This is a genomic window from Noviherbaspirillum sp. L7-7A, from assembly GCF_019052805.1.
Lineage (GTDB): Bacteria > Pseudomonadota > Gammaproteobacteria > Burkholderiales > Burkholderiaceae_D > Noviherbaspirillum_A.
The window spans coordinates 3435101-3456451 of record NZ_JAHQRJ010000001.1; the positions used below are offsets into that span (position 1 = coordinate 3435101).

At 52.9% G+C, this 21351-nt stretch carries 12 protein-coding genes; 5 read left to right on the top strand and 7 right to left on the bottom strand.

Going from position 1 to position 21351, the window contains the following annotated elements:
* Positions 1-226: 226 nt before the first annotated feature.
* A complete protein-coding gene (locus KTQ42_RS15625; protein ID WP_217346324.1) occupies positions 227-4018 on the top strand; it encodes a hypothetical protein in 3792 nt (1263 codons plus the stop codon).
* Between the two features lie 543 nt (positions 4019-4561).
* On the opposite strand, the gene KTQ42_RS15630 is transcribed toward KTQ42_RS15625, so the two are convergent.
* The 6 genes from KTQ42_RS15630 to KTQ42_RS15655 form a co-directional block, all read right to left on the bottom strand.
* Complete coding sequence (locus tag KTQ42_RS15630; protein ID WP_217346325.1) at positions 4562-6574, bottom strand: phage/plasmid primase, P4 family; 2013 nt, start codon at positions 6572-6574, stop codon at positions 4562-4564.
* 722 nt (positions 6575-7296) lie between these two features.
* Positions 7297-7887: a hypothetical protein gene (locus KTQ42_RS15635; protein ID WP_217346326.1), complete on the bottom strand. Its 591-nt coding sequence runs from the start codon at positions 7885-7887 to the stop codon at positions 7297-7299.
* Between the two features lie 791 nt (positions 7888-8678).
* Positions 8679-9905, bottom strand: a complete 1227-nt coding sequence (locus KTQ42_RS15640) for a site-specific integrase (RefSeq protein ID WP_217346327.1) — start codon at positions 9903-9905, stop codon at positions 8679-8681.
* 1756 nt (positions 9906-11661) lie between these two features.
* Complete coding sequence (locus KTQ42_RS15645; protein ID WP_217346328.1) at positions 11662-12399, bottom strand: hypothetical protein; 738 nt, start codon at positions 12397-12399, stop codon at positions 11662-11664.
* Positions 12400-12411: 12 nt separating this feature from the next.
* The gene (locus KTQ42_RS15650; protein ID WP_217346329.1) at positions 12412-13596 is read right to left on the bottom strand and encodes a radical SAM protein; all 1185 of its coding nucleotides are present in this window, start codon (positions 13594-13596) and stop codon (positions 12412-12414) included.
* Positions 13597-14019: 423 nt separating this feature from the next.
* The gene (locus tag KTQ42_RS15655; protein WP_217346330.1) at positions 14020-14607 is read right to left on the bottom strand and encodes a hypothetical protein; all 588 of its coding nucleotides are present in this window, start codon (positions 14605-14607) and stop codon (positions 14020-14022) included.
* A gap of 787 nt (positions 14608-15394) precedes the next feature.
* Between KTQ42_RS15655 and KTQ42_RS15660 the strand changes: the two genes are divergently transcribed.
* The 4 genes from KTQ42_RS15660 to KTQ42_RS15675 are packed head-to-tail and all read left to right on the top strand — an operon-like array spanning position 15395 to position 20088.
* On the top strand, positions 15395-16918 hold the full coding sequence (locus KTQ42_RS15660; RefSeq protein WP_217346331.1) for a hypothetical protein: 1524 nt from the start codon (positions 15395-15397) through the stop codon (positions 16916-16918).
* Positions 16911-17726, top strand: coding sequence for a hypothetical protein (locus KTQ42_RS15665; protein WP_217346332.1), 816 nt, complete (start codon positions 16911-16913; stop codon positions 17724-17726). Before KTQ42_RS15660 ends, KTQ42_RS15665 begins: the two co-directional genes overlap by 8 nt.
* On the top strand, positions 17723-19408 hold the full coding sequence (locus KTQ42_RS15670) for a hypothetical protein (protein WP_217346333.1): 1686 nt from the start codon (positions 17723-17725) through the stop codon (positions 19406-19408). The genes KTQ42_RS15665 and KTQ42_RS15670 overlap by 4 nt, the downstream gene beginning before the upstream one ends.
* The gene (locus KTQ42_RS15675) at positions 19405-20088 is read left to right on the top strand and encodes a hypothetical protein (RefSeq protein WP_217346334.1); all 684 of its coding nucleotides are present in this window, start codon (positions 19405-19407) and stop codon (positions 20086-20088) included. The genes KTQ42_RS15670 and KTQ42_RS15675 overlap by 4 nt, the downstream gene beginning before the upstream one ends.
* A gap of 215 nt (positions 20089-20303) precedes the next feature.
* On the opposite strand, the gene KTQ42_RS15680 is transcribed toward KTQ42_RS15675, so the two are convergent.
* Entirely contained in the window at positions 20304-21287 is a 984-nt protein-coding gene (locus KTQ42_RS15680; RefSeq protein ID WP_217346998.1) for an IS5 family transposase, read from the bottom strand.
* Positions 21288-21351 lie beyond the last annotated feature (64 nt).

The window sequence follows — 21351 nt, forward strand, 5'->3', positions numbered from 1 at the left end:
CGCTCGAACCAATTGGCTATATCCCGCTGGCAGAAGTTAAGGCAAACTATTGCCGGCAGCTAACCGATCAGGTCGAAATGGCCTGACTGAAACCAACTGGTCTCCTCAAGAACTGGGGACGGTTCAAAGTGCTTTGGTGGCCCCAATCACGTGAGTTTGTTGAAGATTAGAGGAAACTTCCTCGTTTTCGGTGCTGCGGAACTTAAAGCAAGACGCAAGGGGATATATGGGAAAGAAGTCGCGCGAGAAGCATGAACGTCGGGAGCGCGCTGAGGCGAGTAATGCAGCGACGTCGCTGCTAAAACAGATGCAGGACTTCCGCAGTAGATCAGAGCAACAGGAGGAGGTCGACTTGCACTTCCAGCGTGACGTAGTGGCTGTAGAGGCGGTACTACATAAGTACGTGCGCTTCGATGCCGCTGTAGCAGTGGCCGTATCAGACCTTTGGCCGCCGAATGTGGCTAGCCCGGTCAAGCACCTGTTTGCCTGGGCAGTGCTCCTGGGTCTTCAGAGCGACTCGAACGACGCGCAGCCAATCCAGACTCACGAAGAATTCGCCCGCTTTCTGACGGAGCTCTACGCGGCCTGGCCGCAGTTCCCGACTCTAGAGGACTTCCCCATCGAAGCAGATTGGGACCGAGTTCGTGTCCCCCTTGGCGATAGCTACGTGCCGATGTTCTACGGCAGCTGCGTCGAGCGGCTTCCAGACTTTGTGCAGGCATTCCGCATCACGCATGCCGGCAACCAGGCAGCACTGGCCGACATGGACTTTGCTGTCGCTCTGCACGCTGACCTGATTGGGGCAGTGCCGAGCCCGGCTGGCGCTGTAATCCCGGAGCCTGACCACGGTCACGTGGAGGTGCCGCCTAAGGAATTCTGGGCCTCGTGCTGTGCGGCGCTCCAAAGCACAGGCGCTCGGGTCGCCAAATGGCGAGCCAACGCAAGCGCCAAGCTGGTCGCTTCCATGGGTACGTACAAGGCGCCACTGACTTGGGCGTCGTTTGGGAACGCTGTCCTCACGGGCGGAGCCCTGCCGTTCTTGGGAGTAGGGCAAGGCGAAACGTGGGTTCCAGTCTCGTTGCGGAGTGGACCAGCGGTCATCATCGACCACTGGGCTGAAGTCGGGCCACCAGGCGTCACCGCGCATACCCATAAGGGTGTTGGCCGCTATGTTGCCGCCCGACTGCGGCATGTGACCGTCGGCCCGATGAGGCTGATGGTCAGCCGACAAGAATTCCCAGCCCTGACCGTCAGCTGCACCACCACCGGGGGCTCAAAGGTGCATCTGTTCTGCACCTGCGACCATCAGTCACTTCAGGCCGCCGGCGCCGCTGCTTCCGCGGTCTATGCAGCTCTTCGCAGCGGCGGTGTCCTAAACCTGCGAATGGGCGATGGACAGGGTCTTGCTTTTGGCCGAGGTGAGCAGGGCGGCCCCGGAGCGGACGATGTACAGATAGTCATCGTCCTGACGCAGTCCGGTACTGGTTTCAACATGCTTGACGCACCCAAGCTGCCCACGAGGGTCATACCCTTGGGTGACTTGGTCAGTATCTTCGATGACCTTGAGGACATGCAAGAGCTGGAGCAGTTCTGGAGTTTTGCGGACACACACCGGGGAGCGCTGTCGCCCTTCTCCCGCGCGCTTGCTGACCTCTTCGGGACGTTCAAGGACACGCACGGGGTCCTAGTAGAGGGAGCCATCAACCCGACGATGATTATGCTAGACCCGCATTGGGGCAGCGGGTGGCGCTTCCGTAGCCTGGCCAAGTTCTGGGCGTCGGCGCCGCCGCGCTTCCCGGACGGGTCTCCTGGATGGCGCGTGAACCACACCGCCAAGGGGGTCGTTGAACTTTGCTCGCGTCACCATGCTGCGATGGCGTACTCCACCCAAGTCGGCTCCTGCACCGTCCAAGCAACGGTGACAATGGAGCCCGGGTTGGAGGTCGAAGACGCCAAGATGGCGGACATGTTCGCGCAGATGGTCATCGACGCGCTTCATGAGTGTGCGGGCGACTTTCAATCGGAAGCGCTATTTCAACGACAGCAGCTGGTCTTCGCCTGCCGCGTCGCCAAGAAGGGGCGTGATAACGGAGAGCAGTCCCCGGCGCCTCAGGAAAACTTCGAGAAAATAGTGCTGTCTGCCACCGGACGCGTGGGGAACCCAGCTCGCGTTGAACTGAGACTGCATGCAACCGCCATACAGGCTGGTCTGAACGGGGCGCGGAACGCAGCCTTCGAGGCCCGCTGCCTTCAAGAGACATTTTTCGCCTGCACAGCGTCACTAGGCATCACTGCCCCGCAGAACCTCGCATCCCGACTGGCGGGCCTTGCGGCGAGCCCCGCACGGTACCATCTGGAGGTGGTGGAGCGGACGATAGACGTGCCCGACTTTGCTGACCCAATCGTTCCGACACCAACGGAGTACAAGCTCGCGCGCAAGGCACTGGCCGTCGTGATGAAGGAAAGTGGGCTCGAGCCTGGCCGCTACGAGCTGCACGAGGCAAAGGTTCGCATCGACGCGGCTCGAGAGCGCTTTCGCCTTCATCTCGAAAAGCGGCTTGCGCCTCTGGACAGGGAGATGCTGGCCATGGCCTGTGTCGAGCAGCACGACGGCTTACTTCTCGCCAGGCGCATCCGCGAGACCCGAGTACACCAGAGCCGCGTTCATCAGGTCGACTACGACCGCTTGGAAGCTCTCTCCGAGGCTCGGAAGGAGTTTGAAAGCGCCGCTCGCAACTACCGCTACCTGCTGGAGAAGACGGTCAACTCCACCACGAGTGGCCTGGAGCGAATCACGCCGCAGCTCCTGCGAGAGCTTATCGGGTTGGTTGACTGGTACATGGTTCTTGCGGGAGCCAGCGACGTTCTGCACAACCAGGTTGACGTAAGCGGCGTAGACATCGACGACCAGTTCGTCCCCGAGGTCTTTTACTCCGAAACTTGGCAGGAGCAAGAGGAAGGGTACGCGCACGAGTTGGCGAGGATCAGGCTAGGTGAGGGCATCAAGAATGCCGACGCCGTGGAGGGAGCAGCCGCGGAGCTTCTGGTGAGCGAAGAGCTCCAGAAAGCATTCCGGGCTGACGTGGGGTTCGAGTTGCAGCAGCTCCTGCAGGCCCTGACCGTGTTCACCCAGCCGGTGAGTCATGGCTTGGGGGGCGACTTGGCGCTGTTCTACTTAGGAGAACCGGACCGCCTTGCAAATGCCATCGTGCAGGGCATTGAGGGAATCACGCCGGCCGAGGCTGCTGCAATCGTGTCGTTCCTTACGCTTTCGGGACCCGACATCAGGCGCCTTCCCGGTAAGGCAATCGACGAGAGTGATGTCCCGTTCTGGGAGCACAGCAAGCGTCTTCATCGTTATGCCATTCGGCCTCTTGTCCCAGTCGGCGAGCAGGTCGTCTGGGGAGCCGAGCACGCTAGTCGGTCTCAGCTCATATGGCTGTCAGCCGTTCGAGACGGCGTTCTCCCAGCCGACTTCCAGTGGCCAAACGTCCAGGCAGTTGTCAAGTCCATCAAGAAGTCCATTGAGGATGCGCTCGAGGACCGTGCCGTGGAGATTCTTAAGCGCCACACCCCGCACGTTGAAGGCGTAGATTTCTTCCGTCGTTTTCGCAAGGAGGGATTTGCGGACGTCGGGGACTACGACGTCCTCGCCTACTGGCCGGCCACGAACACTGTACTTTATGCGGAATGCAAGTACAACCAGACGGCGCACTCAATGAAGGACTTGCGGCGGCTGCGAGACCGCATATTCGGCGTGAGCGACGTGGACAAAGGTGGTCAGTACAGCCGAATTCGCGGCCGTCGAGAGTTCCTGGCCAAGAACCGAGACAGGATGTTTGACCTCTTAAAGTGGCCCAAGCCCGCGCAAGTGCCTCCCAGAGATGTCGAGGTTTATGTCAGCCGCGAGCTTCACTATTGGATGGTGCACCCCCCGTATGGGGTTCCCACCAAGTTCATCCGAGTGGATGCATTGGATGCCTGGGTAAGCAATGGGATGAGAACAGAGAAGCACTAGGCAAGGTGACTTGAGCACTTGTAGCGTGCCCGCACGCCTGAGGACGAGAATCATAGAAGATATCGGCTCGAGTACGCGGTAATCTCAGCGAGAAGTGCCCCCTAACCTGTCGTTCGGCTGGGACACTCAGCGATATTGCCCCACGTAGCGTGGTAGGTGAGCATGTGCCATGTGGGCAATTCCAGTGAGTGCCGGTCAACTCCAACGTTGAATCGCACTGCAAATTTCCGGTATCGGCCCGGCTGACAGGCCGCTTAGGGTCGAGCTGTGACATAGCAAGAGGCGCAGAACGGACCAGTGTGCTGTCGGATGCCGGGGTCGAAACCGTGGAGTGGTAGCACAGTCAAAACATCTGAAGCAAAGATATGTAAGGCGGGGGGAGGACCTGCCGCAGCAGGGAGAAGACCTAGGTCAGAATCTCGACGTACTGACTGATTTATGCACCGGTTATACGTCAATATAGGAAAAGGGTACCAACGCCGGAACTGGCGTGGGTACCCGACCTCACAAGTTCATATCAGTGGGCTTGTAAGCGCCGATTGGCTAAGCAGCCTCTTGCCGATGCTCTTCGTTACCTGCGGTTTCGTCGAAGCTTGCGAACGCTTCCTCGATACTAATCTTCGTACGTCCCGAGCGGGGTTTGGCCGATGCAGCCAGATTCAGGGGCGTCTCTCCAGTTCCATCAGGGTCATCCGCGTCGGTACGATGCTTGGCCGCCCGGATCGGCTTACCGCAGGACTTGCCAAGCTTGCCGACTCCGAGTTCCGTGAGCCGACGGCCGAAGACAGCCGCATTGGTCGGATGGAACCCGCCTCTCGCGCAGAACTCGCGGTACGCCGCGTACAGATCGCCCACCGGGGTGCCAGTCTCACATGGCGTTAAGCACTCTTCGTTGAACAGGGACACCGAATCAGATTCGGTGCGGTATGTTTCTACCGTCGTGACAGATGACGGAGGTGGTACGAATCTGCCCCGCTTAAGCAGTCGTTGCAGGCCCCTTACAGCGAAGGCGAGTATCCCAGGTAATTCAGCACGGAGCTTCTGCGAGAGATCCGGGTCGCGTTCTTCTGGCCCGAAGGTGCGGTTGAAGGACAGAATAACGGCCCTTCGCGCGAACCCGCCCGAGGTATCCTTGAGCCGCGGCAGATGATTTGTCGCCGCGACCAGTTTTACCGTCGGCACGAATGAGTAAGAGTCTTTGTACTTTGGCTCTGTCTCCACTGCCTCACCTGAGGTGATTGACTTCAGGTAGCCGTCCGCCAGGGTTGCCTCGGCACTCATCTCTGTTGAGATGTTGAGCATCTTACCTTCCAGCGTCGCCCGGACTGCTGGACGGTTGAGGCGTTCTAAGTGCGCATACGACGTGTTCCTTTGGCCAACCAAGTCCGCCATCATGCCAAGCGCGACGCTTTTCCCATTTGCACCCGACCCGGTACACCAAAGGAACGTTTCGAACTTATTGCTGGGGTAAAGTAGATATCCCAGGAACTCCTGGAAGAACTCCACCCGCTCCTGGTAGTCCGGTTCCTGGCCCCAGGCTTCGTAAAAAAATTGCATGGTGCGAGGAGCCTCAGCAGCAGGGCTCCATTCGATGTTGAGGCCAGACAGGATGCGCGGGAACATTGCGTGCTTGTGCAGCACCCCTGTGACCGGGTCCAGCGTCCCGTTCAGCAGACAAATCCATCGTGACGTGCTTTTCACGGCACTGCCGCCTTCATCGGGGTCTTGGCTTTCGTGTTCAGCCGCTAGCAGTTTCGCTGTTTCTGCGACCTCGTTGGCACCGGTTGCGGACAGCTCAGGAAATTTCATTAAGACACGCTTCTTTACATCGATCTTCAGATCAATGATGCGCCAGTATCCGTTCTGGTACAGCCAGAAGTTCTCATGATAGAACCATATGGGACCAGAAAACAGGTCTTGCAGAGCTTGCTCGGCCATCTGCCGATAGGTTAGCCGCTCTCCATCTGAGCCTTTCTTGCGACCCGCCCTGCGGGGTGCAAAATCCAAGGCGAGAAGCGCGTCAACATCCATGGGCGCTGTCCCTTCTAGCGTGACCACGAAGCTATCAGCTTCGCGGCTCTTCGGACAGCTCGGCGCGTAATACACGCGCCCGACGTCACGCGCGTTACTGTCCGCTTCTGTATTCAACACATGGCACATCCCCCCCCACAACTTAGGCCACTCATGGGGCTGAATTGGCCGGGACGGAAAGACGATCACACGAAAGCACTCTTTATCCCGTGTATTGCTGAAGGAGGACACAATAATGCAGGGCCATCCCAAGTCAGTACATTTCTGTACTACAGCATCCTTGTTGCCGCCGTCGACGTCGAGCACAGCAAGCGTCAGCTCGAGCACAGCACTGCTGCAACGCAGGGAGCCGGGTTTATACCGTACCGGGGAAAATGCGAGCCCATCTTTCTCTTCGCGGATATCATGAGTTTGGAAAAATTCGAGGAATTCTGGTACAGGCACCGATTGCGGCTGCGGTTGATTGTCTTTAACGTGGTCAAAGAAGCAGAAGTCGATCGTGTCGTTGTTCAGAGCGGTAATCATCTTTTGGCCTTAATTAGTTAGATAAAGGCCAACGCACTTATGTGTGATCTGGTGACAGTCATTGAGATCGTATTAGCAGATCGCAATGAGCCGCGCCTTTTGCCTGATCAAAAGGGGCCATGATCCATCATCGGGAAGCGCCTTTCGGCGTTGGCATTGTGGTCCATGCAGGCATGGACCACAGGCGCATCTCGAGGTCATTTGGCCTGTGTGTGACATTGCGCGTAAATAACCAAAAGCACGCGTGTCGGCCGATAGGTATGTAAGTTGTGCGCCAGTTGCTTGGCGAGATGACGGACGCGCTAACGTGTCGGCCTGTCTATGTATGTGCAGTTTCTTGGGTTGGCTCGTTCTAGCGACAAGCTACTGTGAACGCCCTTCCGTGGTATTTCTGAAAAGAATCGTATCTGAGGGGAAAAGCATTTTCAATAGGTTATGACATCTAAATAAAAAAATAAGCGGCAAGCTTTATCGAAAATTGTCCTGGCATTGTATGACACGAGTAAGGGAGCTAACCTCAGTGATCATCAGCTACACCTGCCGCCAAATCAATGGAAACGGTTCTCGACTTGAAGTGCCAGCTTTCGACCCAGACCACCTGACGCAGTATGGCTTACTCCTCCCCATTTCCAAATTAAAGAAAGTAACCCTCCCTCCCTCCCCATATTACGCGCGGCAAACGTGATATGGGGAGGGAGGGAGGTGCCTTCCAAAGCGAAGCCTTACTTCGTACGGGATGTAATCGGTTGAGGGTGCAGCGCTAGCAGGGCGTCGACATCCGCAGGGGTCGTGCCGTCGCTGATATAAACGAACTTCTCAGCACTCCCACTTTCGGGACAGCTGGGCAGGAAAAATACTCGGCCCAGATCCTCGGTCATCACATCGGCCTGGGCGCCTAGCGGGTGGTAGAGTGCAGACCAGACTGCCGGCCATTCATGTGGGTGGATAGGGCGCGACGGCTGAATCACAACGCGGAAGCATTCTCTGCTCGCCGTGTGGCTCCACGTTGTATGGATGACGTATGCCCAGCCTTGAGCATCGCAATATTTCTTGACCACATTGATGTTGCCGTTATCAATGTCAACGGCAATCAGATTCAGCCTTAGCACGTTACTGCTGCCGCGTCGTTTGCCGTCCGCATACTCGGCAGGAGAGAAGGCCTTCCCGTTCTTATTCCCGCGTAGCTCATGCGTACTTAATGTTTCACAGATAGCTGCCCAAGTTGCTGTCACGTGCTGCGGCTTATTATCGATAACACTGTTGAAGACGCTGTAGGCAAAGGTTTTTGCGACGTTGACGGTAAGTGCGTTCATTTTATGATTCCCAAGACAAGTTAACGCCGACGCTAGCGTTGATTCTGAAGGTGGGCACCACAGTGCCTACACTGTCAGATCCAGTCAGCCCATCCAGCTATGGAAAGACATGACGTAATCTTTATCGAGAAGCATTGCCTGCGTCGGCTTAATTAGCCCGCTTGAAAGAGGGCCACCGTGTGCACGCTTTCCCTTACCGCTGCAAGCATCTGGTTCGATACACGCGACGATGGAGGTCCAGGTTGACAGAATGCTTCTCGGGTCACTTTGGCCATTGACGTTGCGTGCGAGTGACCAGGAGCGCGCATGTCGGCCGGTAGATCTGATAATTTGCCTGAGTTGCCGGCGAAAGGGACGATCGCTTGATAGCGTATCGGCCTGTCCATGTATTTGAAGCCTTTGGGTTTGCTTGTTCTAGCGACAGGCTACGTGAACAAGACCCGGGGAGTTGTCGACCGCGCAGTGGGCGGCGTTCTGTCTTAGGTTTGCATTGCTGCTGGACATACCGTTCTGCGACAGGCAGCAATGTGAACGGCTTTCCGTGGTGCTACTGATTCAAAGTGTATCTAATGGGAAATCCGTTTTCAAGAGCCTTTGCTAATAATTTGCAAAATTCATTTGTTGTGGTGACTGAAAAAAATGGCGCACCAGGCCAATACTCCTGGCGTGCCATGATCAATGAAAACCGCGTCACGATCGCTGTAATCTCTTCGATCAACCCAACTGCCAGCTACAGGCAGCTTAAGCATTAAGAGCAGTCGCATAGACTAGATAAGCGCTGGCCGTTTGCTTTACGACCCCGACCGGTTGTCGGACAACATTGTCGCCGCATCCATCGAAGCCTTCCGCATAGCCGGACCATTAGCGATATGTGCATACGCTTGAGTGGTTGTCTGACTATGATGTCCTAGCATGGACGCGATGGTGTATAGGCTCAGGCCAGCCCTCGCGGCGGCGGATGCAAAGCTGTGTCGAAGGTCGTGAATTCGAGCATGTTTCACCTTTGCCCCAGCAAGCGCCCGCACCCACGCCTTCCGGATGTTATTCATGGGCTTCTTAGGATCCTTTCCGGGAAAAACCCACGGACAGTCCTTCACCCGCTTGATGGCCTTCAGCGTATCGATCGCTATCTCGTTTAACGACACGTACCGTGACTTGCCGGCCTTCGTGTGGGGCAGAAACAGCTGCTTCTCCACGAGGTCAACATGCTCCCAGCGCAGTGTCAGCACTTCCATGTGCCTCAGCCCCGAGTACATCAGCAGCGTCAGCGCAGCAGCCGCAAGCCGGTTCGGTTCGTCCTTGAGGGCCATCTGCAGCCTTATGATTTCTTCAGGCTTGAGAGCCCGCCCGACATTGCTCGACTCACGCAGCTTCTTCAACCCGTTACACGGGTTCTTCTCGAGACCCCTGTCCCAGTCGACTGCTAGGTTAAGCATACGAGAGAGCAAGGATAAGTGCCTGTTGCGGGTGGCGGGCGAGTGGCTCTTCGCGATCTTTGTTAGGTACATCTCCAGGTCGTACCGTGTAATGTCGCACAGCCGCTTGTCGCCGAGCACGGGCAGGATGTGAAGGCGAAGCTTGCTTTCGTCCATATTGGCCGATCGCTTGTTCTCCTTGGCGAAGGGCAGATATTCGCCTCCCGCAAACTCGCGGAGCGTCGGCATCGCTTTGAGCACGTCGCTTGCCGCCTGTGGGTCGACATTCCTTTCCAGCATCGCACGGTACTCGATGTATTGATTCCTTGCTTCCTCCACGGTTACGAAGGGGAACTCCCCGATGCGGATGGCGCGCTTACGGCCATTGTAGGTATAGCGCATGAACCACGTGCGCAGGCGGCCCCCCTTTGAGACCATAAATTTCACGCTGGTGACTGTGTCGGTGTACTCGGTCTGTTTTGAGGCCGAATCAATGGAAGGCCCCGCCAGTTGCTTGCAGATTGCGTTCGTGAATTTCACCTTTTTGCTGCTTTTGCCGGTGTTGGTATCGCTGTTGGTTGTGATGCTGATGTTCTTTGCCATGTTCAACTCCTAATGGGCAGCGTTGCCGCCATGTCGTTTAAGGGTCATGACTTCAGCGGGAAGCGCAAACGCCATCGCCCCTGAAGCGTTCGGCACGCCCTTTCCAAGGAAAGGGATTTTTCATGTCTGCGGAGGGTTATTACGTACGGCCTCTGGTCAGGGCGTAGCAGCCGCTTGCTCGTTCGATAACGCCATAGGAAAGCATCCTGTGCCAACGGGGCTTTGTGCGCTACTGAACGGTGCGATTGAACGTGTCGCGAAGTCAGCAGGAACTGCCATAACGGAATGGGAAACCCAGGCCGTGTTAGGCAGCACTCTTGCTGCGGGAGAGCGTTTGAAAAGCTCTGTGCGATGGATCAGCTAAAAATACGCTGTCGAATGTTATAAAGCCTGGTGAAGTGGCTAGGTTCGTTCGTGCAAGATTCACTCGCTCGAACTCGCGGTCATGGGCACGATGTTTCTGCCCTTTATCGACAGAACGCTGATCGTGTGCGTCACGCGTAACCGAAATATATTACGTGGTAGAAAGTGTTGTCAACAAGATTTGTTTGTCCTTCCGAAAATTTTTCTTGGGAGTGGTTTCACTAGACCCTGTGTCTGGAGGGCGAGGGGAGGCAAGGCTTCTGCATAGGCCGTGCACTCGCAAACTTGTCTGGGTTTCTGCGGTTGATATCGGGGGCAAGCTGCGGCGGCTTCCGGTCCATTTCCGGTCAACCCGCACCGTACCTGTTCTCAGCCTTATAAGAAGTTGCCTCCCTCCCTCCCTAAAGCACGGGCGGCTGGCAGTTCATCCTGACTGCCGCGAACTGCTTCGTGATGCAGGGACCGGCCGTGATGCAGGGAGGGAGGGAGGCAACCCCCATAAAGTTATGGAAGCACCGGAGCGATGATTTGAGGTCCGTCGTTGCAGATTCGTACGGAGAAACCGTAAGACCAGTGGGCTTCTTTCCTTATTGATTTCCCTTGCGCGACCTAGTGAAGTCACCTGCGCTACTGCAGCACGAAGAAAGATGCAGCACCTGCGGTTTCACTCTGCACATGCTGGAACATCCGGCAGGGTGCAGGGTGGTGCACGCGCCTTAGTATTCACATGGCAAAAGTAGGGTGGTAATAGACCTATCCCATTCGGTAATAATCCATACGCGATGATCTCCATGAACAAAGTAGCTGGATAGAATACGGCTGCCTTGACGGATTGCCTCGTTGTTTGAGGCAGCATCTTCAGGGCCGATGCTGCCCCAATCGCCTTGGACATGTCGGGTGAGAAGAGATATTGGAGATACCTGATGCTGCTCCAAAAGGCGCAGCGCACCAGGGGTCGCAACGATCTGGCCAAGTGGGAAAAGTACCGTGGACTGATCTGGCAGAACAAGAGCAGCAGAGTGCATGTGGATCCTTTTGAGAATGTATAGGCAAGCGATTGCCGTACGAGTAGGTTATGTAGACAGGAAATAGGAAAGCGCTGGTAGAGCGTCGCCGCTTCGCGTGACCCAAAGCAGGGCCCGGCAATGTGTCGCCGTTATTGCAAACGACCGCCAAAAAGGGAGTCGATAATCGGCGCCTAATAGCTGCGACCGGGTCGTACCTGAGATGCTGCTCAGGACACGTCGTGAGCCTGGTCTATGGGGGTCTTACTGGGTGTAGCTTCTGATGAGGGTGATGCGGACCTCAGGGACTTGTTGCTGAGAAGGGCATTGCAGATGGTGGGAGGGAAGCGAGGAGGGATAGGAGGGAAGCAGCGATGATCCAGGTCAGGTCAGTAGAAGAATCCGTAGTCGAATAGCTCGTGACGGATTAGGTCTATGTAGATGCGGTCGCGGTCCGGCGAGCAAATAATGTCCGCCACACTGATGAAGATGCGTTCGCACTGCTGTTCGGCGCTGAGGTCATACGCCTTGTCCGAGCGGAAGTCATCCGGCTCCACCCCGAGCATGTCTTGGCTGACCGGTATCCTGACTTCGATGAAGTGACGCAGAGAGAGGTCGGAAATCAGATCCTCGACGCCGCTGATGCAGACGACGATTCCTTCCGACAGCAGGCGGTCCACCGGCGCTGCCGCCAGGACCGCTAGATCGTCGTCGGCGTCACTGATAGCGGCTAGGTCCACCATGTACTCGTTAAGTGGATTCTGGAAATATACGGCACCGCTTGCATTCGCGTTGATGGGCTCTCCGGACCAGTACGTCACGATATCGGCGTACCTAGGCGGCAGATGCGGTGCCTTCTCGAAAATGCACCCGCGCAGGTTGGCAGGCATGCTGACGTGCCGTCGGAATGTGATGGGGTCTTCTGGGGAAAGGCAGATCCCTACCCTTGCATCTGCGGGGAGGAGTGCTAACTTCAGCTTGTTGGCGTTTTTAAGGTAATAGCCGGGCTTTGTGGACGGATCGGCTGCCTCGTCGTCGGTCAGCAGCATACGGCTGTGGTAATCGAGGTCCTTGATGGCCTCTGCTGTTTCGAGTGCGTCTTGGGTTGCATAGATTCTTGCTTGCATGGTTCGATTCCTTTAGATAAATGGATTGGGGTGGTTGTCATAAATGGTGAAGCCCTTTCGTAGCAGCTTGACCTTGTGCCGCTGTTCGATCTGCGGGCGTTGGGTATGGAAGAGACCCATGTCTCGCAAGCCCGGGACAAGGCTTACCTGTTTCGAGTTGATGGCTTGGCGTATGCGGCCTTCACCCATAACCGGATCGAAGTAAAACTGCTGGTCGCTATATCCAATCCGGTCCACGTCGTACTGGGCGCTGTGGATGAAACGGAGTGCATCGGCCTGCGAGTTCATCAGGATGAGCTGGATCGTCTTTCCTGCCTTTGTGGATTTGCCGAGGAAATAGCGTGGGTAGGCGCCGTTTGGCGATGTCTCTTTGAACGTGAAAGCGAATTGTTTCCTGAGCGTTTCCAGGACGTCCTCACTCAGCGCAATGGCATCGATGTCTCCGTACTCCATGTGCACGACCGGATTGGCCAGATGCTTGACGAAGCCGCCGAACAGGTACACGTCAGGATTGCCCATCAGGTACCGTGCCAATCCCTCGTTATCCTGCACGATGTCGTGTCCGACGCAGTCAATCGTGGATAGATACCGGCTACTGAGGCACAGCGCCTTCGGGACAAACACAATACCGCTGTGCCCGAATGACAACTGGGTGAGGTCGACAGGGTAGATGCTATTGAGGTTTTCGCGCAGCACAAGGCGCTTGCCTAGCTGGCTGCGCATGGCAGCGTACTGAGGCCGGAGTAGGGCAAGTTCTTGCGTCGGAAGGGGCGGCATGACCATCGAATACTCAACGTCCATGTCAGACCAATCTCCCTGGTATAGCGGTAACTGGGCCAGTACATCCGCGTCCAGGGAGACCGAGAAGTGATCAACAATGCCTCTGAGCTTGCTGACATGCTGGACCTCCCGTGTGATGACCCGCACCTTGAAGCCATGCGCCTTTATGGTTCGAATCATCTCAAGCAGCTGACTGCCATACTCGTCGAACCTATAAAGCGGTTCGGCACCGCCGCTGATTGTGATGAACGACTTCTTGCAGTCGCGGATGAAAGCCGAGATGTCTGCAGCGCTCTGGGCACCGTGCGGAAGAAGCGGAGAGTGGGACCAGGAACAGTATGAGCAGGCCTTGGCACATCCAAACCCCTTCGGCTTCCAGTTGACGATGATCGAAAAATTTAGGGATGTTAAGTTCATTGCTTATCCTTTCGGGGGTGGGGTGTCATACATCCTTTTGCCCCAGGCTGGCCGCAAAGGAAATGATTGAGGTAAGTGACAAAGCGCAGTACGAAGTTGTAGTTGGATAGCCGATAAAAGCGAATTGGTGGTTCACCTGCGGCGCATCGCCGCTCGGTATTGCGTACCCAAGTTAGGACGGGGTAGGGCGATTTACTGGTCATAATTAAAGCATCGGGCTGGTAAATTGAAATGAAAAGCGCCCGGAGATCCGTGGAGGACCCTCGGGCGTTTGGGCTGGTAAATAACCGGACTGTTTGAGGTGTTGGTGCGGGCGGCAGCTCACGTTCGCGACTGATGCCTAGTTAAACTTTGCCAACGCGCTTTGTATTCCGGATCGTTCACGATGATTTTCAAGCCTGCCGCCAGGAATGCTGCGCGTGGCTATTGCTTGCGTGGGAGGGACAGTGTTTTCTTGTGTTCCGTGGGACTCTGAACTAGCTCGTTTTGGAGCGGCTTTTTATCAGCATCCTCTATGCCGACCTCAATCAGCTGCCCGGCTTCAGCGAGCATCGCTTTTTTCCACGCAGCCCACTCTCCAGAATGAACATGTTGTGTTTCGGCCCCCGGCGCTGCTGCTAACAATCCTTCGTGACGCATTACGGCGGCTAGAAATCCAGCGTTGTTGCTGCTGCGGCTGATGAAGGCTTCCTTGAAGGTTTTTGATGTAGAGGGCTTGGCGGATGAGGAGGAGTCCAAACAAGCTTCGATCTTCGAGATGCTTACATGCTCTTTACTAAAATATCCGCCGCCCTTGTTGCCAGTGATGGCGATGAAAAGCTGCCGGCGTTCCTTGCAGGCGAGCACGCTGTAGCTGATGCTGCCTTCGGCACGTGCGCCCAGCTTGGGAGCCGTGCCTTCCTTGAGAAGCCAGAACGATTGCGGAATGGCGGCTTCCGGCGTGGCCGTACCGGAGTGATTGGATGGTTCGGTACTTGGTGGGGATGCATCCGTGGCGAGCGTTTTTGTCATGGTTATCTCCGGCGGTATGTAGGTGTTTCAGAAAGCAAAAATCCCCATGACTTTGCGGTCATGGGGATTTAGCTGGTCTGATGCTGGGCGTTGCTGGTCAATCAGCGCCGGTACTTCAGCGAGAAGGCTAGATCTAGGCTGCGGGGTAGGAAGGTCTGTTTCAGTCTAATAAGACCAACATTGACGGTACTCGGTAGCCGACTACCGGTAAGGGAGGAGGAACGTGGGCTGGACCATTGCCAGGTCGGCGAAGCGGTAACTTTCATCATTTATTGGGATCCTTTTGTTTGCTCGGAAATGAAAAAGTCCAAAGAACTTTAAAGGCTTTGGGCTTTGGTGAGGTACTGCCAATATAAGAATATATGCGCCTACTTTCCGTCGATTCGGAAATTTACATTCATAGTTAGCTTCTCCTTATAAGCAGGTACATCAAATTTAGCCCTAACGCTTACCAGGTCTAAAAATGCTCTAACCTGGCGCAGCTCCGACTTGATAGAAAATGATGTGTGCAAATATAGATGTCGCAAGTCGCCCCTTAGTGAAGGGCTGCGAAACTTACTTCAGTGCCTACTTAAAATTCGTCCATGCGGACGATAATGATAGCCGTCTTTGCTAAATGCATCCGTTTTCTGTGACGTAGCTCCAAAGTCCATAAGATCGACCGTTTTTAGCGTTGCTGGTTTGCTGCATCTTTCCCGCGAGTAGCGTAAAAGGAAGAAAACTATGCAAAACATCAACAATAAACGTTACAATTTATTTCAAATCCGACACTTCCTCAGTGACGGAGATGTTCCACTCCTTCGGCTGCCAAGAGCCGCTGGTGCCAAGAAAAAGAGAAATTATGCCTGTTTACACTAACTATTCTGGCGAAATCGCCGCACAACTGGATGTCTACCGAAAAAAGGGGCAAAAAGAAGCTGCAGCTAACCGTCCACCAAGCGACTCACTACGTATGGATCAGCATGAGGCAGCTCTTCATACAGACGCGGAAAAGTGGTTAGCTAATGAGCAGCGTTTGTTTGACGGAGTACTAACGGAAAGCGCTCGGGCGGTCACAGACACTCAACAAAAAACTGTAGAGCTTAACAATAGAGCGGACCAGTTGTTGTCAGATAGCTCAATGCTTATGACAATTGAGGCAGATATGTCTGAAGATCGCGGCAAGCTAGTAGCCGCTACGGAAAGTCGGATGCGCGCAGAAGTAGATTGGCGTTATTTCAGGGCTAAGAATCACATTTCGACACAAGCTGACTACCCTGAAAGTCGCATCTTGCACCTTGCTATCATTGCTGTGCTCGCTCTTGTCGAAACATGCATAAATGCTTTTTTTTATGAGAACGCTCAAGGTCTACTTGGAGGATTCTTTGTTGCTTTAAGTGTGGCTGCGGTAAATATGATCGGGGCAGTAATCTTGGGCTACGGCTTTCGTTATAAAAATCTAACTGCAACTGATAGCAAAATATTAGGCTGGGGTTGTCTGTTGCTATTTATCGTTTTAGCAGTTTACTGTAACGCACTCTTCGCCGCGTTTCGTTCCGAATACCAATTATTAGTCGACCCTACTGACATTATGCAGGTTCGTGAGGGATTCGCAAATGCTGCAAGCGAAGCAAAGAAAATCTTTATTTTGGACATGCATATTGCAGACCTTAGCAGCTTTGTCCTATTAGGACTTGGTATTGTCCTAAGCGGTTTGGCATTCCACAAAGGATATACTCTTGATGACAAGTATCCTGGTTACGGAAAAATTGACCGCATCGTAAAACAAGCACAATCAGTAGAAATCGAGCAGCAAGATTTGCTTCGTCAGAAAATTAAAGACTTTTTACATCATCGACGTGCCGATGTTCAAGCTGTGTTGCATGAACCTGCTCAACTCATTGGTCTTATGGCGCGTCGTATTTCAGACCTAAGTGCAGCGCAATCTCTTTTAAGTAATCAGGCTGCAACGATTCAGCGTGATTTCGCTATGCTTGTCGGAGCCTATCGCAACGCAAACACAGCAGTAAGGGCAACTGAACCCCCTAGCTATTTTAAAGAAATTGCCGATTTGACGCCAATGGTTGACAATTCGGCAGCGAAGCAATACATCGAAGAACTAGAACGAGTTCAAGAGCGTATAAAGTTATTCCGAGAAAAATACCAAGAGCCTCTTAATGGAAAACTTCATAGCTTGCAAAGCGAGTCCGCCTCAATTCTAAATCAGACCTTTTCCGCATTTCTTAAGGATGTGGAAGATGATGCTCATGAACGTATTAATAGAGCGGTGACAGTGATTCATCGGAGGAGCATGGAGAAAACTGGTGCTTAGTGCAAAAGACAAGAAAGGCATATGGCTTTTTGCTGGCGTACTCGCTACATTGGGTTTGATATTCGGAGTGCAGTTCGCTCTTGGAAACAAACCCAAACCTGGAGCCGATAATTGTATTGGTAAAGTATCATCCAGTACCGTAATCGTTCTTGATTATACAGATCAAATCACAGACCAAACACGAGATGAAATTGCTTCGCGCGCAATGGCACATATATACGATAAAGTAAAAGTGAACGAAAGAGTCAGCATTTTCACAATATCGGATATTTCAAAAAAATCTCTGAAGCCTCTGGTCACACTTTGTAGACCTCCTGATAGCGGTAATAGGGCAATTGAAAATGTTGAGCTCATTAAGCGACGCTTTCAAAAAAATTTTGAGGCGCCAATCCGTGTTGCATTATCAGAAGCGCCAAGTGAATCTAAAGAATCACCGATTGCACAAGCGTTAACAGATATCTCTCTAAGTCACTATCTTCGCAGCCCTTCGAATACATTGCTGATTTTCTCTGACATGCTAGAGCACACCTCTAAATTCTCATTGTACAAGTGTGCCTCGGCCGTCCATACAGTAGTTCGCTACCGTGAATCGCGATCGGGAGCCATGGAACGTCCTGTATTTGTAAACACCAATGTACAGCTTAATTTAATTCCACGGCTTGACCAGTCAAAAGAGACTCTGAAGTGTAGAGATAAATTGTGGCCATGGTTTTTTGGTGACAATAAAGGCACGCAAGCGGCATTAACAGTTGACTTCTTGCCTGGCGGCACGGCAATAAGCTCAATAACTTCCGGTGGAAAAAAATGACTCGTAACTATTTCCGAGTAATGTCAGTATGCGTTTCCGTTTCTTTTATTCTTTTAGTTGGGGCAACAGTATTTAAGCTGTCCCCCTTTGCAACAATGGCCGGTGGCGTGGTGCCGTTAGTCTACTATCATATTTTTTATTTGAGACCACAGGCGAAAACGGGGCTTAGTCAAACTGCCATTGACAGCGTTTACTACTTCGGATTCCTAGTAACTGTTGCAGCATTAGGTATAAGTGCAATAGTGATCGCAAACAATGAAGGCGCAGAAAACTTAAAGACAGTGGTTTATCAGTTCGGGGTTGGCCTTTTTGCGACCGGATATGCGGTGGTAGCGCGCATGCATCTAAGTAGTATTTCTACAATGGTGGACGAAGCAAGCCCTGAAGCCATTCTCGACCGCTATGTAAAACGTTCCATTGAACTCGTCAACAATGTTGAAATGGCATCTGAGCAACTCACAGCTTTTTCTACTAATCTTATGAAGAAAACGGCAGAAGTAACTGAAGTTGCGCATACAACGCTTGAAAAGGCAATGCTCGACGCTGCAAGCGAATTTAAACAAGAAATGAAAGCTACATTAGAGACCGCACGGGACAGTTTGACTACGATACGCGGACTCGTTAGTGACACATCATTTATTGCTGAGCGTGAAGAGTTAACCCGAAGCCTAAAATCTACTGTAGAAGCAGCAACATCATTGAATAAAGCGCTTGCGGAACTTGCGTTGAAGTCACGTGAGGGAGCGCAAGCTACCCAACAAACAATCCTGACCTCAGCAGGTTTAGACGAAAATCTCCGTAAACTATCTTCGCAAATTGATATGTTAGGCGGAAACGACGGTATATTTTCAAAATCTAGTGAGTCAGTTCGCTTAGCAAGTGACGCATTCGCAGAATGCAACCAGAAAATGGCAACGGCAGTATTGGGACTTACTGACGTGGCCAAAGTAGTGACCGATACAGGGCCTACTTTTAAAAATATGCGTACGCTTACGCAGAAGGCAGCCGAGCAATTAGAAGGATTGGCTAGTGCTTCTAGCAAGTTGGATGTTGCTGTCACCAATATAAGTGATGCTGCGACCGCAAGTGATTCGTTAGCAATAGGCATGCATAAAATGGCTGCTAGTTTATCGCCGTTAACAACGAATACACAAAGTCTCACAACTAGTCTAGTTCCTCTAACTACAAACGCGAATGCTCTTGCAATAAGTTTTCAGAGCGCGAGTGTTGGAGCAGACAGGCTTCAACAAGAACTCACAACTCTACCGAAGCAAGTTACTGCTTTAAAAGACATAGGCGAGGAAGTAGCGGACTCTCTAGACCAAATTTGCGAAATTATTGAGGAAGCTGTAGCGCATTCAAAGCAACTTTCAGCGAATACATCAGAATCAGCTAAAACAATTGATGCAGCTGGAAAGTTTGTTTCAAGCGCTGACAGTCTCGAAAAATCTATTTCGTCGTTACGTCAGCTATTTAATGGTTTATCAGATTCCGTGGTTACTACACAGACGCTGCTTTCAGATTCCTCTAATGGAATTAAGACGTCAATTACACGTTCTACAGAAGCTTTAGAAGCCGATGTTGCTCGATCTTCTAAGGCCGTTTCTCTTCTAACTGATAAGCTTGTTCAAGTAGCGCAAAATATCATCGATCGAACCAAACATCCGGAGTCGGTTGGATGAAACGTTCAGATGATGTATTTTTCTTTACGTTAATTGATTTTCTTCTTCAAGTTTTCTTCTTCGGTCTTGTACTTTACGTTGTGGCTGATTCCTTGCAGAGTGAACTTAAAGCGGAACGGGAGAAGAAGGAAGAGCAAGTAAAAAAAATTATAAATGCTACTGGAGTCTCAAATCTTGTTGAGCTTACTGATATATTAACCAACTTGGCACCCATAAAAGAGCTAAAAGGCACCGCAGACTTTATAGACAAGGCTGGTGGAATAGAGAAAGTCATGGCAGCTGTCAATGTCGCTCAACAAGCAGGCGGTGCGGAGAATATATCGCCAAAACTTGATGAACTTCGAAAGCTTAAAGAAGGATTTGGGAAGCCTCCCTGCCTTTTTAGTGCCGTTGGAGATAAGAAGGTTCCTAAGCCCCTAGCCACCGTAGTTGCTACCGATACATCTATATCGTTCCTAGGCAATAGTCAGGATTTAGAAGATGTCTTGAAATTAGTCGGGCGTAGTTATGACTCAGTAAGAGAATTGCCAACGGCTGAGTTCAGAAAAGTATTTGCTCCTCTTTTGGTTGCAAAGCCTGACTGCCGCTACTCCCTTCGGTTTCGTGAAAATACCAGGCTTGTTTATGCTCGTGATGCGGCGAGATTTTCTTTTTATCTCAATATTGAAGCCGCAAAATGACTATGGATGGTGACTCGGAACTTTCTAGATTGATCTCCAAGCTTGAAGAAATGGAAAATCATTTAAAGCATATGCTTGCTAAGGAGGCGCTGAAGTATTGCTCATAGTAAGGAGCGCTCGATTATGGTCATGCTTAATGCGAAATGGACTCCGTAGACGGCCCATTTTGGTCGGAGAGGTACCTTTTTACCGCTTCATTCGCCGTTTTCCCTTGCTCAGGACGCACCTGGGGCATCGATCGCTATTAAGCGTTTTTTCGCCAGCATCAGATTAGCCATGCCGAACAGCGTCAACAATTGAGCTGTGTTCTTTGCCAGACCGCGATAACGGGTCTTGCGGTGTCTGAACAGATTCTTCACTACATGAAACGGATGCTCGACCTTGGCACGTATGCTTGCTTTCGCATGCTCGATTTTCTCCAGAAGCTGGCCCAGTGGCGTGTCCGGTAAAACGCGGCGCTTACCCGGCTTCATGCCGACGTGCCAGGTTACTTTGCTGGCCTGATTCTCTTCTCGTTTGATCACGCCGGTATAGCCTGCGTCGCCAAACGCATTCGTTTCTTCGCCATGCAGCAGCGCATGTGCCTGGGTCACATCATTAACATTGGCTGCGGTGGTCACAACGGTGTGGGCCAGCCCTGAATCGGCGTCCACGCCAATGTGGGCCTTCATGCCGAAGTACCACTCGTTGCCTTTCTTTGTCTGATGCATGTCCGGGTCGCGTTCGCCCGCTTTGTTCTTCGTAGAAGGCGGCGCAGCAATGATCGTGGCATCCACAATCGTGCCTTCCTTGAGTAGCAGTCCCTTCGCGGCCAGGTGGCCATTGATGGTATCGAACACGACCTTGGTGAGACTGTGGGTCTCCAGCAGACGGCGAAACTTCAGCAACGTGGTGGCATCAGGCGCGGTATCGACATTCAGGTCAATGCCGATAAACCGTCGAATGGCCTGGCTGTCGTAGACCGCATCTTCCATACCTTCATCCGACAAGCCAAAGCATTGCTGGACGATGTACATACGCAGCATGCGCACTAAACCAATAGGCGGTCGTCCACGACCATCGCCTTTCGGATAGAACGGTTCCAGCACCGTGATTAGTTCGGTCCATGGGGTGACAGCCTCGATCTCAGCAAGAAAGCGGTCACGCCGCGTTACCTTCTTCTTGGCTGCATATTCCAGTTCAGAAAAGCTCGACTGCATCATCCTGTCCCAAGATTGACTTACGCCGCATTCTGGCAGAACGTCAGCGCGCCTACTTTAAGCC